The 15,340-nt window shown below is 63.5% G+C and carries 11 protein-coding genes and 1 pseudogene; 5 read left to right on the top strand and 7 right to left on the bottom strand.

The features are described 5' to 3' along the window. Positions 1-43 precede the first annotated feature (43 nt). Positions 44-1,212, bottom strand: a pseudogene (locus IPF76_RS07515) (acetyl-CoA C-acetyltransferase). A 54-nt stretch (positions 1,213-1,266) separates the two neighbouring features. Continuing rightward, positions 1,267-2,421 (bottom strand): acyl-CoA dehydrogenase family protein, encoded by a 1,155-nt coding sequence (locus IPF76_RS07510; protein WP_293841679.1) that lies wholly within the window; start codon positions 2,419-2,421, stop codon positions 1,267-1,269. 364 nt (positions 2,422-2,785) lie between these two features. On the opposite strand from IPF76_RS07510, the gene IPF76_RS07505 reads away from it, so the two are divergent. Together IPF76_RS07505 and IPF76_RS07500 are read left to right on the top strand one after the other, a co-directional pair. Further along, positions 2,786-3,655: an SMP-30/gluconolactonase/LRE family protein gene (locus IPF76_RS07505; protein ID WP_293841676.1), complete on the top strand. Its 870-nt coding sequence runs from the start codon at positions 2,786-2,788 to the stop codon at positions 3,653-3,655. A gap of 343 nt (positions 3,656-3,998) precedes the next feature. Then, on the top strand, positions 3,999-6,116 hold the full coding sequence (locus IPF76_RS07500) for a M3 family metallopeptidase (protein WP_366499258.1): 2,118 nt from the start codon (positions 3,999-4,001) through the stop codon (positions 6,114-6,116). A 233-nt stretch (positions 6,117-6,349) separates the two neighbouring features. Here the strand turns inward: IPF76_RS07500 and IPF76_RS07495 are convergent, their stop codons facing one another. The 4 genes from IPF76_RS07495 to IPF76_RS07480 form a co-directional block, all read right to left on the bottom strand. Next, a complete protein-coding gene (locus IPF76_RS07495) occupies positions 6,350-7,489 on the bottom strand; it encodes an MBL fold metallo-hydrolase (protein WP_293841670.1) in 1,140 nt (379 codons plus the stop codon). A gap of 3 nt (positions 7,490-7,492) precedes the next feature. Continuing rightward, complete coding sequence (locus tag IPF76_RS07490) at positions 7,493-8,140, bottom strand: DUF1013 domain-containing protein (RefSeq protein ID WP_293842008.1); 648 nt, start codon at positions 8,138-8,140, stop codon at positions 7,493-7,495. Positions 8,141-8,287: 147 nt separating this feature from the next. Beyond that, entirely contained in the window at positions 8,288-8,854 is a 567-nt protein-coding gene (locus tag IPF76_RS07485) for a hypothetical protein (RefSeq protein ID WP_293841667.1), read from the bottom strand. Between the two features lie 65 nt (positions 8,855-8,919). Then, a complete protein-coding gene (locus tag IPF76_RS07480; protein WP_293842005.1) occupies positions 8,920-9,900 on the bottom strand; it encodes an NAD(P)H-quinone oxidoreductase in 981 nt (326 codons plus the stop codon). Positions 9,901-10,019: 119 nt separating this feature from the next. On the opposite strand from IPF76_RS07480, the gene IPF76_RS07475 reads away from it, so the two are divergent. Further along, positions 10,020-10,217, top strand: coding sequence for a DUF1192 domain-containing protein (locus tag IPF76_RS07475; RefSeq protein WP_293841664.1), 198 nt, complete (start codon positions 10,020-10,022; stop codon positions 10,215-10,217). A 3-nt stretch (positions 10,218-10,220) separates the two neighbouring features. Here the strand turns inward: IPF76_RS07475 and IPF76_RS07470 are convergent, their stop codons facing one another. Next, a complete protein-coding gene (locus IPF76_RS07470; RefSeq protein ID WP_293841661.1) occupies positions 10,221-11,693 on the bottom strand; it encodes an ATP-binding protein in 1,473 nt (490 codons plus the stop codon). A gap of 239 nt (positions 11,694-11,932) precedes the next feature. On the opposite strand from IPF76_RS07470, the gene IPF76_RS07465 reads away from it, so the two are divergent. Together IPF76_RS07465 and clpA are read left to right on the top strand one after the other, a co-directional pair. Further along, a complete protein-coding gene (locus IPF76_RS07465) occupies positions 11,933-12,193 on the top strand; it encodes a hypothetical protein (protein WP_293841659.1) in 261 nt (86 codons plus the stop codon). Positions 12,194-12,962: 769 nt separating this feature from the next. Then, positions 12,963-15,314 (top strand): ATP-dependent Clp protease ATP-binding subunit ClpA, encoded by a 2,352-nt coding sequence (gene clpA / locus IPF76_RS07460; RefSeq protein ID WP_293841656.1) that lies wholly within the window; start codon positions 12,963-12,965, stop codon positions 15,312-15,314. Positions 15,315-15,340: the final 26 nt, after the last annotated feature.

Raw genomic sequence — 15,340 nt, 5'->3', positions numbered from 1 at the left:
CCAAGTCTCACTGCCCCTCCCCTCAAGGGGAGGGGCTAAGCATTCAAAGGCGCTCGATGATCGTGACGTTGGCCTGACCGCCGCCTTCGCACATGGTCTGGAGGCCGTACTTCCCGCCGGTCGCGTCGAGCACACCGAGCAAGGTTGCCATCAGCTTGGTGCCGCTGGCTCCGAGCGGATGGCCGAGCGCGATCGCGCCGCCGTGCTGGTTGAGCCGCGCATGATCGGCGCCGAGATATTTGAGCCATGCGAGCGGCACCGGGGCAAAGGCTTCGTTGACCTCATAGGCGTCGATGTCCTCGATCTTCATCCCTGCGCGCTTCAGCGCCTTTTCGGTTGCGAACAAAGGTTCTTCGAGCATGATTACCGGGTCGCCCGCGGTCACCGAGACATGGTGGATGCGCGCCCGCGGGGTCAGGCCATGATCTTTCAGCGCCTGTTCGGACACGATCAGCGCCGCGCTGGCGCCGTCGCAGATCTGGCTCGACGAGGCGGCGGTGATCGTTCCGCCTTCCTGGAGCAACTTGACCCCGGCAATGCCGTCGAGCGTCGCGTCGAAGCGGATGCCTTCGTCGACGAGATGGGTCTGGCGGCCGTCGGGCGTGTCGATGTCGAGGCCAACGATTTCACGTTGGAAACGTCCCGCTTCGGTCGCCGCCTTGGCGCGGCGGTGGCTTTCGAACGCATAGGCGTCGAGGTCGTCCTTAGTGAAGCCATGCTTCTTGACGATCATTTCGGCGCCCATGAACTGGCTGAACATTATGCCGGGATATTTTTCCTCGAGCCGCTCGGACTTGTAGTGGCCCAGGCCTTCCTTGATGAACAGCGTCGCGACGCTGCCCATCGGAACGCGCGTCATGCTTTCGATGCCGCTGGCCAGCACAATGTCCTGCGTACCCGACATCACCGCCTGCGCCGCGAACATCATCGCCTGCTGCGACGAGCCGCACTGGCGGTCGATCGTCACCGCGGGGATCGAGTCGGGCAGGTTCGAGGCGAGGACGGCGTTGCGGCCGAGGTCCATCGTCTGCTGCCCGCCCTGCGACACGCAGCCGGTGATGACGTCGTCGATTTTCGAGGTGTCGAAATCGTTGCGCGCGGCGATCGCGTCGAAGACCGCGGCGCCAAGGTCGACGGGGTGGACGCCGGCGAGCTTGCCGCCCGCTTGCCGCCGGCGGTGCGGACGGCGTCGACGATATAGGCATGGGCCATGGGATTAGTCCTTTCTGAGTTATCGTAGCCCGCGCACATGCGGGGGCTAAGGGCTTAAAGCTTCCGCCCGATCAGTTCCTTCATGATCTCGTTGGTGCCGCCGAAGATGCGGGTTACGCGCGCGTCGCGCCACAGGCGCGCGATCGGATATTCGTTCATATAGCCCGCGCCGCCGTGGAGCTGGAGGCATTTGTCCATGACTTCCCACTGCAATTCGGTGTGCCACAGCTTTGCCGCGGCGCCCTCTTCGGGGGTCAGTTCCTTTTTCAAATGCCGCGCCAACGCCCAGTCGAGGTGCGCCCAGCCGACCTGTAATTTGGTCTTGAGATCGGCGAGCACGAAGCGCGTGTTCTGGAAATCAAGGATCGGCTTGCCGAACGCCTTGCGGTCGCGGGTGAATTCGACGGTGTCGTCGAAGGCGCGCTGCGCCGACGCCTGCGCCGACACCGCGATCGACAGGCGTTCCTGCGGCAGTTCGCTCATCAGATAGATGAAGCCCTTGCCCTCTTCGCCGAGGCAGTTGGTGATCGGGACGCGAACGTCGTTGAAGAACATTTCCGAGGTATCCGCCTCGTCCTGCCCGATCTTGTCGAGATTGCGGCCGCGCTCATAGCCTTCGCGATCGGCCTCGACGAGGACGATCGAGACGCCCTTCCACGCCGGCTGGACCTCGGTGTCGGTCTTGACGCAGACGAGGATCAGGTCGGCGTTCTGGCCATTGGTGATATAGGTTTTCGAGCCGTTGATGACATAATGATTGCCATCCTTTTTCGCGGTCGTGCGCATGCCCTGAAGGTCGGAGCCGGTGCCGGGTTCGGTCATCGCGATCGCGGTGATCACCTCGCCCGCGACCATTTTGGGCAGCCAGTGTTTCTTCTGCTCTTCGCTGCCATATTTGACGATGTAGTTGGTAACGATGTCCGACTGGAGCGAGAAGCCGGTGGTGGCGCGGCCGTAATAGGCACTTTCTTCGTCGACGATCGCGTTGTAGCCGAAGTCGAGGCCGAGCCCGCCATATTCCTCGGGCACCGTCGGACACAGCATGCCAAGCTCGCCCGCCTTGGGCCAGATCGACTTGGGGACGATCTTGTCCTCGGCCCATTGCGCGGCGTTGGGGGCGATCTCTCTTTCCAGGAACTGGCGGACGGTGGAGCGGAAGGCCTCATGATCGTCGGTGTAGGCGGAGCGCGACAGATTATCGAGCGACATGGCTTTCCTTTCCCTTGCGGCAGCCGAACGCAGGCGGGGAGTCGGCCGCATCTTTTCGCACGCCAAGAGACCTTACGTTTACGTGCACGTCAAGCGGAAAGACGTTACGGCATGAAAGTTTGAGCGTTCGGCGGCGCGAGTGATAAAAGGTTTACCCGTCCGTTCCATATCTCGTCATCCCGGTGAAGGCGGGGTTCTCGCCACTGCGACAATCCGAGAAGGTGAGATGCTGACCTTCGCAAGGATGGCGATCAATTAAAGGTGTCGCCCACGAAGCGGACGGCAGCCTCCCCTCGCCTGGGCGAGACCACGAATAGGATTGCAGCCGCTGGGCAGCGGCGGCGGCGCGCGCTACGATACGGCCATGGTCCAACTTCTCTACGATGCCGGCGCCTTGCTCGGCGAGTCGCCGCGCTGGAGCGCGCCCGAACAGCGGCTGTACTGGGTCGATATCGAGGGGCGGATAATCCACCGCACCGATCCGGTAACGGGCGCTGACGAGGTCATGACGCTCGACGAGCAGGTCGGCTGCGTCGCGCCTCGCGCGGGTGGCGGGCTGGTGGTCGCGATGGAGGACAGCTGCGCGCTGATCGACAACTGGGGTGCCGCGCCGCGCCCGTTCGGCCCGGCGGTGCTGGCGGAAAAGCCCGAGCAGCGCTTCAACGACGGGTGCGTCGACGGGGCCGGTCGACTGTGGGTTGGCAGCCTGACGAGCGACAAGGCGCATCCCACCGCGACCCTTTATCGGCTCGATCCTGACGGTTCGCTCTCCGAAGTTTTCGGTGGCCTGACCACCAGCAACGGCGCAGCGTTCAGCCCTGACGGGCGGAGATTTTACCATGCCGACACTCCGACCCATACGATCCGTGCTTTCGACGTCGATCCGGCGTCCGGCACCTTGGGCGCAGGACGGATCTTCCACCAGTTTCCGCTCGGCAACGGTCGCCCCGATGGCGCTGCGGTGGATGCCGAGGGTTGTTACTGGTCGGCACTGTGGGACGGATGGCGCGTTGTGCGCCTGTCGCCCGCGGGCGAACTGATCCAGACGGTCGAGCTGCCGGTGCAGCGCCCGACGATGATCGCGTTCGGCGGCGCCGACATGCAAACGGCGTTTGTCACCAGCGCGGGGAAGAACTTGTCCGACGAGGAGCGAAAGGCGCAGCCGCATGCGGGCGGGGTGTTTGCGTTTCGAGTCGGTGTGGCGGGGTTGGCACAGGCAGACTTTGCGGGATAATGATATCCTCCCAGTCGCGCAGCGATGGGGAGGTGGCGGCGCGAAGCACTAACGGAGGTGCTTTGTCGCACCGTCGCTGCCCCTACACCTCTTGCTCCGCAAGGGGTCCCCCTCCCCATGGATTCGCGACAGGGTGGAATATCCGCTCGCTCGGTTCGTCCCCGCAAACTTGCGCCGCGTCGCAATCTCGGGTTAAGGCTCGGTCCAACATGGTTTCGCCCGAAACCTTTTCCTCCGGGGAGAATCACCGATGCCGCGCACCGCGCACCCTTTTGCCTGTCGCCTGTCACTTTTGCTTACATCCACCGCGTTGCTCGCGGGTTGCACCAACATGGATAGACCGATGACCGCTACCGCCCCGCCCGCCGCCGAATCGGCTGCGACCACGCCCGCCGCCGTTCCTGCTGGCCAAAACCCGATGCTCGCGACCTGGACCGGCCCCTTTGAAGGGGTGCCGCCGTGGGACAAGATGGACCCCGAACTGTTCCCCGACGCCTTTACCAAGGGCATGGCGGCAACGCGCGCCGAGGTGCAGGCGGTGATCGACAATCCGGCGGCGCCGACGTTCGAGAACACTCATGTGCCGATGATGCTGGCGGGCGACACGATGGAACGGCTGTTCGCGCTGTGGGGTGTTCAGACGTCCAACAAGTCGAACGACCGCGTCGAAGCGATCGACGCCGAATGGAGCCCCAAGCTCACCACTTTCTACACCGAACTGTTCCTCCAGCCCGAGCTCTTCGCGCGCTACAAGGCGGTGTACGACGCACGCAAGACGAGCGGGCTGAACGCCCAACAGATTCGCATCGTCGAGCGCAGCTATGACGAAATGGTGCGCGACGGCGCCAATCTGACGGCGGCCGACAAGACGAAACTGGTCGCGATGAATTCCAAGCTCGAAGGGCTGTTCTCGGCCTTTTCGTCGAAGCTGCTCGGCGACGAGAAGCTTTACACCTTCGTCACCGACAAGGCTGAACTGGCGGGGCTCGACGCGGGCTTTATCGCCTCGCTCGCCGCGGCTGCCGAAGCGAACGGCAAGCCTGGCCAGTGGGCGATCAAGAACACGCGGTCATCGGCGCAGCCGGTGCTGCAGAATTCGACCAACCGCGCGCTTCGCGAAAAAGTCTATAAGGCGTTCGTCAGCCGCGGCGACAACGGCGATGCCAACGACACCAATGCGACGATCGCCGAGATTCTGAAGCTGCGGCAGCAGCGCGCCGAGCTGCTCGGCTTTGCGACGCACGCCAATTACCGCATGGCCGACACGATGGCGAAGACCCCCGCCAATGCGATGGGGCTGATGATGAAGGTGTGGCCCGCCGCGGTCGCGCGTGTGAAGGAAGAGGTCGCCGACATGCAGGCGATCGCCGATGCCGATGCCAAGGCCGGCAAGGGACCGAAAATCACCATCGAGCCGTGGGATTATCGTTTCTATTCGGAAAAGGTCCGCAAGGCGAAATACGACCTCGATGAGAGCGAGGTGAAACCGTATCTGCAGCTCGACAAGCTGGTCGACGGCATGTTCTGGTCGGCGGGGCAGCTCTATGACCTCGGTTTCCGCGAAAACACTGGCACCGTTCCGGTTTTCGATGCGAAAGTGCGGACGTTCGAGGTCTATAATCTCAAGACCAATGAGAATGTCGGATTGCTGTACCTCGACAATTTCGCGCGCGACGGCAAGCGGTCGGGCGCGTGGATGACAACCTATCGCAGCCAGCAGACGCTGGGCGGCGAGCGCAATGTCCTCGCGTCTAACAACAATAATTTCACCGAAGCGGCGAAGGGCGAACCGACGTTGATCAGCCTCGACGATGCGTCGACGCTGTTCCACGAATTCGGCCACGGCATTCACTATCTGCTCCAGCACATCTACTACCCGGCGCTCGCCGGGGTGCCGCGCGACTTTGTTGAATATCCGAGCCAGGTGAACGAAAATTGGCTGATGACCCCCGAAGTGCTGTCGAAATTCGCGACGCATTATAAAACCGGCGCGCCGATGCCGCAGGCGCTGCTCGACAAGATCGAGGCGTCGGGCAAGTTCAACCAAGGCTTTGAGACGGTCGAATATCTGTCGAGCGCGATCGTCGACATGAAGCTGCACGACCGCAAGGTGCCGCCGACCGACGTCGACAAGTTCGAACGCGAGACGCTGGCCGAAATGGGCATGCCGCGCGAAATCGTGATGCGCCACCGCCTGCCGCAGTTTGCCCATCTATTTTCGAGCGATGCCTATTCGGCGGGTTATTACAGCTATTTGTGGTCGGAAACGATGGACGCCGACACCTGGGCGGCGTTTACCGAAGCCGGTGGCCCGTGGGATCGCACGGTCGCCGACAAGTTCCGCACCCTGTTGTTGATGACCGGCAACGAAACCGACCGCGCCGAAGCGTATCGCGCCTTCCGCGGCCGCGATCCCGATGTCTCGGCGCTACTGAAAAAGCGTGGATTTCCGACGGAATAGAGCGAACAGTACCGGGGAGGCAAAGGGGGTCGTTGCGGCCCCCTTTGCTTGTTTGAGAGGTCGATAGTTGCCGCTGACTCTTCAATGCGGCGTGGCAATGGGGGGTGGCTGCGCAAGGCGCTGGCGGCGGGGCCATGGCGCTACCGGTGCGCCAATGGAACCAGATCAACTCCGCGATGATGAACTAAGAACCGACCGTTTCCCGCCCGATAGTCGACATTGGCACCACGACTTTACGCCGCCCCGTGATACCACCACACCCCGTCACGATCTTCGCGCCGGACGCGGCCTTCGACCTCGAGCCGCTTCAGATGCGCCAGCGCCTCGCCGGTCGCCAGCCCCTGATTATGCTCGCCGATCGGCCGGTTGAACAGCAACGGGAAGCTGTCGACCGCGCGCATCGGCGCCTTTGCCGCAGCCTCGGCCAGATTGTAGAGCCGCATGCGATGCTCGTCGCGCAGCGCCATCAGGCGGACATGGAGACCCTTAAACGGTTCGCCATGCGCGGGGCAGACGGTCACATCGGCCGGCACAGTAGCGAGCAACTTGTCGATCGACGCCAGCCATTCGCCCAGCGGATCGGCGTCGGGTTCGGTGATGTTGACCGATACGTTCGAACTGATCCGTGGCAGAACCTGGTCGCCCGATACCAGTACGCCCTCGCGCTCGTTCCACAGGCAGGCATGTTCCGGGCTGTGACCCGACCCAACCACAACGCGCCACCGGTTCGCGCCTAGGTCGATCCGGTCGCTGTCCTCGATCCGCACATAGCTGCGCGGCAGCGGAAATATCATCCGCTGGAACATGTTCCAGCCGCGCGATTTGGCGGCTTCGAGCGCGGCCTCGTCCCAACCCGCGGCGCGCGATTGGGCCAGCATCTCTTCGGGAGCATTGTCGCTTGAATCAGCAATAATAGCACGCGCGGTCAGCATCTCGCCGCGCGTCATCCACAGCTTGACGCCCTGCTTCTTCGCGATCCAGCCGGCCAGCCCGATATGGTCGGGGTGCAGGTGGGTGCCGATGACGCGCGTGATCCGCTTGCCGTTCAGCGCGCCGGCGTAAAGCGCCTTCCACGCATCCGAACACATGGTCAGGCAGATGCCGGTATCGACGATCGCGACACCATCATCGCCGTCTGCGTCGTCATCGAGCAGCCAGCTGTTGATATGGCCGAGCGATCCCGGCATCGGGATGCGCGCCCAGCTGATCCCCGGCGCGATGCGGATCGTCTCGCCGACCCCCGGTGCGGCATCGCCCCACGGATAGGTCAGTCCGGCGTGGCTGGTCGACGTAAAACTGTCGTCCTGGGTCAGCGACGCGTCCGGCGAGCCGCTGGCCGCCGGGATATTGTCGTCATCCTGTCCCGCCGCCACGCTTCAGTTTGCCGTCGCGTCGCTCGCGACCTCTGCAGCGGCCTCGGCGGCACGCGCTTCGTTCGCGGCGGTGCGTTCGGCGCGCAGTTCTTCGAGCAGCGCTTCGCGGTCGCCCTCAAAGCGATTGTCGGTCGGCGCCTCGATCCCTGCCTTCTTCGCCGCCTTGGCGACCAGCGCATCCAGTTCGCGCTGCGAGCACAGGCCCAGCGTCACCGGATCTTTGGCGACGATGTTGGCGCTGTTCCAATGGCTGCGGTCACGGATCGCGCCGATCGTGTTGCGGGTGGTGCCAATCAGCTTGCCGATCGCACCATCCGACACCTCGGGATGGTTCTTCAGGATCCAAGCGATGCCGTCGGGCTTGTCCTGGCGCTTGCTGACCGGGGTATAGCGCGGACCGCGGGTACGGCGGATCGTGTCCTGCGCCTGCTTGCTCATCTTGAGCTTGTAGTTCGGGTCGTCCTGACCCTTTTCGATTTCTTCCATCGACAGTTCGTGCGCGCGCACCGGATCGCGGCCGGTATATTTGGTCGCGGCGGTCTCGTCGGCAATCGCCTGAACTTCCAGGATGTGGATGCCACAATATTCGGCGATCTGAATGAAGGTCAGGCCGGTGTTATCGACCAGCCAGGCGGCGGTCGCATGCGGCATCAGCGGGGTGGCGTCGGCGGTGGGCATGGCGCTTTTCTCCAAGCGGAAATAATAAGGGCCGCCCCTCGCGGGGCGGCCAGACATTGGACGCGGCTGTAAACCCTGCGGCGCGCAAGGGCAAGAGGCGGAATTACTGGCGCTCGTCGGTTAGGGACCGCACTGCCACAGCCCGGCGATGACGCGCCGCGCGCCATCGGCGCGGTTGAGCGTCAGCGTCGCAGGACGTGGCGGCGATTCGCCGCCGCCCTGCGCTGCACCGGTGAGCGCAACCCTAAGCTGCAGGCCTTCGGAGAAAAAGTTCGTGCCGTCGGCCATCCCATCGTAACCGCCGGTAGCAGCGATCGTCGCGATCGTGTCGCCAATCTTGACGATACCGCGCGCCGGATCTTGCGAAGCAACATTGCCCTTGGCGACCAGAATCGGCGGCGTCGCTGCATCGACGGCAAAGCTGCAACCCAATTCGCCGGTCAGTCGGGCGCCGGCCAGATCGGATTCGCCAACTGGCGCCAACTCGATGGGTGTCCCGTCGCCGCCCCGCGTCGGTTCGTCGGTAGGCTTGATTGCAGGTGGTCCAGCCTCAACTACCGCATCAGCGCTCGCGTCGGACGCCTTTGTCGATGCATCATTGTCGGACGGCGATGAACAGGCTGCCAAGGCCAGCGCCATGACGGTCGCGGGAACGAACAGAGCCCGCAGGGGGTCCGGCAAATTCATGTGTGGGGATATCCTTTTGGTCTGCTTACCTAGCTAACCGTCAAGGCTATCTTTCGTTCCGCCGCTCACGCGACCACGAGCACGATCTTCCCGACATGCGCGCCCGCCTGCATCCGCGCATGCGCTGCACCGGCTTCGGCGAGCGGGAAAATTTGGTCCATCGCGGGCTTCCACCCGCCTTCGGCCAGTCGCGGCCAGAGAGTCCGATGGATCTCGTCAGCCAGCGCCGCCTTGAAGTCGGCGCTGCGCGCGCGCAGCGTCGATCCGGTCATCGTCAGGCGCCGCCGCATAACTTGTGAAATGTCGATCTCGACTTTCGCGCCGCGCTGGAACGCGATGGTGACGTGGCGGCCATCGTCGGCGAGACACTCCAGGTTGCGCGGCATATAATCGCCGCCGACCATGTCGAGCACCGCATTGACGCCCTTGCCGCCGGTGAACGCCTTGACCGCTTCAACATAATCGTCGGTCGAATAATCGACCGCCAGATCGGCGCCCAGCGCTGCCGCCGCGGCGCATTTCTCGGCGCTGCCGCACGTCACGATGATCTTGATGTCGAACAGTTTGCACAGGCCAATCGCGGTCGTACCGATGCCGCTGGTGCCGCCATGCACCAGCACCGTCTCACCCTCCGCGATCCAAGCGCGCTCGAACAGATTGTGCCAGACGGTGAACACCGTTTCGGGCAGCGCCGCCGCCTCGGCCATCGAAAAGCCCTTCGGCACCGGCAGGCAGCTGCCCACCGGCGCGGTGCAATATTCGGCATAGCCGCCGCCCGCGACCAACGCGCACATCGCCTGCCCCAGCAATTCCGGATCGCCCCCCGGTCCGACCGCGACAATCGTCCCCGCAATCTCGAGCCCCGGCAGGTCCGATGCCCCCGGCGGCGGCGGATAAAAGCCCATTCGCTGCAGGACGTCGGGGCGGTTGACCCCCGCCGCGGCGACGCGGATGAGCACCTCGCCCGGCCCCGGCCGCGGCACCGGGCGTTGTTCGGGCACCAAAACTTCGGGTCCGCCGGGCGCGCTGATGGCGATCGCGGTCATGCTCGCTGGCAGGCTGGTCACGTTGATTTTCCCCACTTTTCACTTCGCCCTTACGGCCACCTTATTGACAGCGTGGCGCACCGGGTCAACAGTCGCGAGGCATATCAGGAGGAACCGCCATGGACGATGACGACCTTCCCCGCCGCCGCGACGATGTGCTCGCGGCGCTGACCCGGCAACCGCTCGATCCGCTGTCGGTGAGCGAACTCGATGACCGTATCGCGACGCTCGAGGCAGAGATCGACCGCGTCAAGGCGCACCGCGCCGCCGCGACCAGCCACAAGGCGATCGCCGACGCGCTGTTCAAAAAGGGGTAGGCGCTACTCCGCCTCGGTGCTCAGCCCGAGCTCGGGGATGCCGATCGAACGCCGCCCGCCGAAATCGGAGCGCACAACGATCGCGCCCTGTTTCTCCATATATTCGACCAGCCGCCGGATACGCCCAGGCGAGTGGCTGCCATAGGCGCGGCCCAGCATGTCGTCGTCGGGACAGGGCTCACCATCGATTGCCGCGCGCGCGATCTGCAGGAACGGCGCGAGCATGTCGTCGGGCAGCCGCTCGGCGACGCGCAGCGCGTCGCTCCATCTCGGCTCCGACGGATCGAGCACGCCGCCTTTGGCCAGCGCAAAGCGGCGCCGGAACGCGGCAAGGTCGAGCGGCACCTTCTTCAGCCGCTGCATCCGGCACCGCACCGAAAAATCCTGATAGAGAAAGGCATCGGGCTGGAAGGCGCTTTCGGGGTCGGCCAGCATCTCTTCGAGCATCGCGACCACCACCGCGTCGCTCTGCTCGGCTTCTTCGACGGCGGCGACGATGTCGAGTACCAGCGGGGCGTCGCGGTCTTCGTGCAGCCCTTCGACCGCCGCAATGCGTTCGAGCACTTCGCTCGCCGCGACGGGTTCGGGCTCGGGCGCAAAGACGCGCGGCGCCACCGGCGCTTCCATCTCAGTGAACAGCATCGACCGCATGTCGGCGCCGCCGGCGACGGGCAGCGGCATCAGGCTGTGCGTCCCCATCCGCGTCGCGGTCTGCGTCGCGCCGATGCGGATGCTGAGCGGACGCCGCGAGATCGCGGGGCCGAGCCCCAGGAAATGCCCGCGCTCCAGATCGCGGATCGCCTCGGCCTGCCGCCGCTCCATGCCGAGCAGGTCGGCGGCGCGCGCCATGTCGATATCGAGGAAGGTGCGTCCCATCAGGAAATTGCTCGCCTCGGCCGCGACATTTTTCGCGAGCTTGGCGAGCCGCTGCGTCGCGATCGCCCCCGCGAGGCCGCGCTTGCGCCCGCGGCACATCAGGTTCGTCATCGCCGACAGGCTGGCGCGGCGGACGGTGTCGGACACGTCGCCCGCGACGCTTGGCGCAAACATCTGCGCCTCATCGACCACGACCAGCGCGGGAAACCAATGCTCGCGCGGCGCATCGAACAGTGCATTGAGGAACGCCGCGGCGCAGGTCATCTGCGCCTCGATATCGAGCGATTCGAGGCTGAGGACGATGGACGCGCGATGCTCGCGGATGCGAGCCCCCATCGCGGCGATCTCGCGCTCATTATAGTCGCCGCCGTTGATCACAACATGGCTGTACACGTCGGCGAGCGTGACGAAATCGCCCTCGGGATCGATCACGATCTGCTGCACCAGCGCGGCGCTTTCCTCGAGGATCCGGCGCAAAAGGTGCGACTTTCCCGACCCCGAATTGCCCTGGACGAGCAGCCGCGTCGCCAGCAGCTCCTGCACGTCGATACGCACGCTTTGCCCCGCGCTGTCGGTTCCGATCTCGATGCTGGTCTTCACGGACGCCGCCCTATCGGGGCGCTCGGGCAAAGACAACCGAGCGGGGTTTCGGGTGAGCCGATTTTTCCTGAGGTTCCGTGCAAACCTCCCATCCGTTCGCCCTGAGTTTGTCGAAGGGCCGTTTTTCTGTTGGCGTCCAAGGAAGGACGGTGCTTCGACAAGCTCAGCCCAAACGGGGTTTGGGAGCGCGATCAGCGGGCTGGCTTGCCAATCGAGCAAAACGCGCCAAAGACACAGTCATGGATTTCGACGACCAGCTCCGCCGTTATTTCGGCACCGCCGATCTGGCGGCGATCCACCCCGAAGCGCACGCCGCGGGCACCGAACGCATGCGCGTCGACTTCGGCCTCGAAACCAACCCTGGCCGCCGCTTCGCTTTGTGGGCGCTGATGTACATGCTCGGCGTTGCGCCCGATCTTGACGTGGCGTTCAAGGACGAGGGTGAACGCAACACGGCGCGCGATTTTATGGATTTGGTGGATCGCGAGGGTGCTGATTGACCCTAAATGTGGGGAGTAGGCAGATTGCCGCCGTTCAGAAATTGGCTAGTGTGACGAAATGCGCCCTTCCATCTCTTCTGGTTTGATGTGGTTAGCGGCATGCAGCCCGTCCGCAGTCAAAGTTGACGGCTGCGCAATTTCCCCATGCGCGTCGAGCTCATTCGGGCGGAATTTACGATCTTCATGACGTAAGCTCAGCCGCACTTGCGGTTAGGTCAGCAAAAAAATTAATCGATAAATGTTATTCGAAGATGGCCTACGAACATTCTGACCGATCGCTTGTCCAAGATTATGTAAAACTGGACGAGATCGATAATAGTTATTCAATAAGTTTCTATTTGGACGGAGTTTCGGAAATTGCAATTGCGTTTCGGTCAAATGGCGAAGGTGAAATTACAAAAACATTTGAATACAGCACCCTTTAAATCCGGATGAACGCGATGCTCGCCGCCGCCCCGCGAGACATTCGTGATCTCGCGTGATGAACGGTTTCCACCCCGACCCGACCTCTCCTGTCGTCGTCCCGGACTTGATCCGGGACCCATGGCGGCGCTCGCCTTCCGGACCCCGGATCAAGTCCGGGGTGATGAGGCAGATGGCATCACCCTTCCCCAATTTCTCAACCCTCCGTTAACCATACCGCAACCCCCGTCATCGTAATTTCACAATCGCCATCCGCTTTTCCCTTGCGGCGCGGCGGCGGCATCGCCACGTTGTGTTCCTAGGGGCCGCCTCTCTCCCCCGGCGGGCCTCGCAAGGAGAAAAGTCCATGCCGTCCTTTTCGGAGAGCCTCGAAAAGACCCTGCACAATGCGCTGAAAGCCGCATCGGAGCGTCACCACGAATATGCGACGTTAGAGCATCTGCTCTTCGCGCTGATCGACGACGACCATGCGGCCGAAGTCATGCGCGCCTGCGGCGTCTCGGTCGACGACCTGCAGTCGGCGGTCGTCCATTATCTCGACACCGAACTCGACAGCTTGAAGGTCGAGGGCCACAGCGACCCCAGCCCAACCAGCGGCTTCCAGCGCGTCGTCCAGCGCGCGATCCTGCACGTCCAGTCGTCGGGCAAGGATGAAGTCACCGGCGCCAACGTCCTCGTCGCACTGTTCTCCGAACGCGAATCCTACGCAGTCTATTTCCTCCAGCAGCAGGACCTGACGCGCCTCGATGCGGTTTCCTACCTCAGCCACGGCGTCGGTAAGGGCGGCAAACCCTCGCCGCAGGCCGAGCCCGAGGAAAAGGAAGAGACGAAGGACAAGGACAGCAGCGGCAAGAACAAGAAAGAAACCGCGCTCGACCAGTTCACCGTCAACCTCAATGAAAAGGCCAAGATCGGCAAGGTCGATCCGCTGATCGGCCGCACCGCTGAGGTCGACCGGACGATCCAGATCCTCTGCCGCCGGTCGAAGAACAACCCGCTCTATGTCGGCGATCCCGGCGTCGGCAAGACCGCGATCGCCGAGGGCCTCGCGCGCAAGATCATCGAGGGCGATGTGCCCGAGGTCCTGCTGCCCGCGGTTATCTATTCGCTCGACATGGGCGCGCTGCTCGCCGGCACGCGCTACCGCGGCGATTTCGAGGAACGGCTGAAACAGGTCGTGACCGAGCTCGAAGGCCTGCCGCACGCGATCCTGTTCATCGACGAAATCCACACCGTCATTGGCGCGGGTGCGACGTCGGGCGGCGCAATGGATGCGTCGAACCTGCTCAAGCCCGCGCTGTCGGGCGGCGTCATCCGCTGCATCGGCTCGACGACGTACAAGGAGTTCCGCAATCATTTCGAAAAGGACCGCGCGCTGCTTCGCCGGTTCCAGAAGATCGACGTGGTCGAGCCGACGCTCGAAGACACCAAGAAGATCCTCGCGGGTCTGCGCAGCGCGTTCGAGGCGCATCATCAGGTGCGCTACACCCCCGACGCGATCAACGCCGCGGTCGAATTGTCGGCGCGCTACATCAATGACCGCAAATTGCCCGACAAGGCGATCGACGTGATCGATGAGGTCGGCGCGATGCAGATGCTCGTCGCTCCGTCGAAGCGCAAGAAGACGATCACTGCGAAGGAGATCGAGGCCGTGATCGCCACGATGGCGCGCATCCCGCCCAAATCGGTGTCGAGCGACGACAAGGCGACGCTCGCCAGCCTCGAAACTGACCTCAAGCGCGTCGTGTTCGGACAGAATGTCGCGATCGAGGTGCTGTCGTCGGCGATCAAGCTGTCCCGTGCAGGTCTGCGCGATCCCGAAAAGCCGATCGGCAATTATCTGTTCAGCGGCCCGACCGGGGTCGGCAAGACCGAGGTCGCGAAACAACTCGCGCACATCATGGGCATCCCGCTTCAGCGGTTCGACATGTCCGAATATATGGAACGCCATTCGGTCAGCCGCCTGATCGGCGCGCCTCCGGGCTATGTCGGCTATGATCAGGGCGGACTGCTCACCGATGCGATCGACCAGAATCCGCATTGCGTGCTGCTGCTCGACGAAATCGAAAAGGCGCATCCCGACCTGTTCAACATATTGTTGCAGGTGATGGACCATGGCCGCCTGACCGATCATCACGGCAAGACGGTCGACTTCCGCAACGTCATCCTGATCATGACGACCAATGCCGGCGCCAGCGACATGGCGCGCGAAGGCATTGGCTTTGGGCAGTTCACGCGCGAGGATGTGCAGGAAGAAGCGGTGAAGAATCTCTTCACCCCCGAATTCCGCAACCGCCTCGATGCGATCGTGCCGTTCGGTTATCTGCCGCCCGAAGTGGTCGCGCGCGTCGTCGACAAGTTCATCCTCGAACTCGAACTCCAGCTCGCCGACCGCAACGTCCATATCCAGCTCGACGATGCGGCGCGCGAATGGCTGACCGGCAAGGGCTATGACAAGCTCTATGGCGCGCGCCCGATGGGCCGCCTGATCCAGGAAAAGATCAAGCAGCCGCTCGCCGAGGAACTGCTGTTCGGCAAGCTCGTCCACGGCGGCGAGGTCAAGGTGAAGATGAAGACCGGCGACGACGCCAAGGTCGGCAATCCGCTCGCATTCGAAATCGTCTCGGCGCCGCCGAAAGCTGGCAAGGGCAAAGCGAAGGTGCCGAAGGCCGAAAAGACGAAGAAGGCCGCGGAGTAAGCCCGGGTCGAAAGTCGTGAGCGGCG

Source organism: Sphingopyxis sp. (assembly GCF_016704835.1).
In the GTDB taxonomy this organism is placed as follows: Bacteria; Pseudomonadota; Alphaproteobacteria; order Sphingomonadales; family Sphingomonadaceae; genus Sphingopyxis.
The sequence above is the reverse complement of the archived record's forward strand: the minus strand, read 5'-3'. Positions and strand labels throughout refer to the sequence as shown.

Excerpts from the sequence above, each read along its gene's own strand:
- IPF76_RS07500 (WP_366499258.1), top strand. The coding sequence starts at position 3,999 with ATGACCGCTACCGCCCCGCCCGCCGCCGAATCGGCTGCGACCACGCCC.
- clpA (WP_293841656.1), top strand. The coding sequence starts at position 12,963 with ATGCCGTCCTTTTCGGAGAGCCTCGAAAAGACCCTGCACAATGCGCTG.
- IPF76_RS07465 (WP_293841659.1), top strand. The coding sequence starts at position 11,933 with ATGGATTTCGACGACCAGCTCCGCCGTTATTTCGGCACCGCCGATCTG.
- IPF76_RS07480 (WP_293842005.1), bottom strand. The coding sequence starts at position 9,900 with ATGACCGCGATCGCCATCAGCGCGCCCGGCGGACCCGAAGTTTTGGTG.
- IPF76_RS07475 (WP_293841664.1), top strand. The coding sequence starts at position 10,020 with ATGGACGATGACGACCTTCCCCGCCGCCGCGACGATGTGCTCGCGGCG.
- IPF76_RS07490 (WP_293842008.1), bottom strand. The coding sequence starts at position 8,140 with ATGCCGCATGCGACCGCCGCCTGGCTGGTCGATAACACCGGCCTGACC.
- IPF76_RS07505 (WP_293841676.1), top strand. The coding sequence starts at position 2,786 with ATGGTCCAACTTCTCTACGATGCCGGCGCCTTGCTCGGCGAGTCGCCG.
- IPF76_RS07510 (WP_293841679.1), bottom strand. The coding sequence starts at position 2,421 with ATGTCGCTCGATAATCTGTCGCGCTCCGCCTACACCGACGATCATGAG.
- IPF76_RS07485 (WP_293841667.1), bottom strand. The coding sequence starts at position 8,854 with ATGAATTTGCCGGACCCCCTGCGGGCTCTGTTCGTTCCCGCGACCGTC.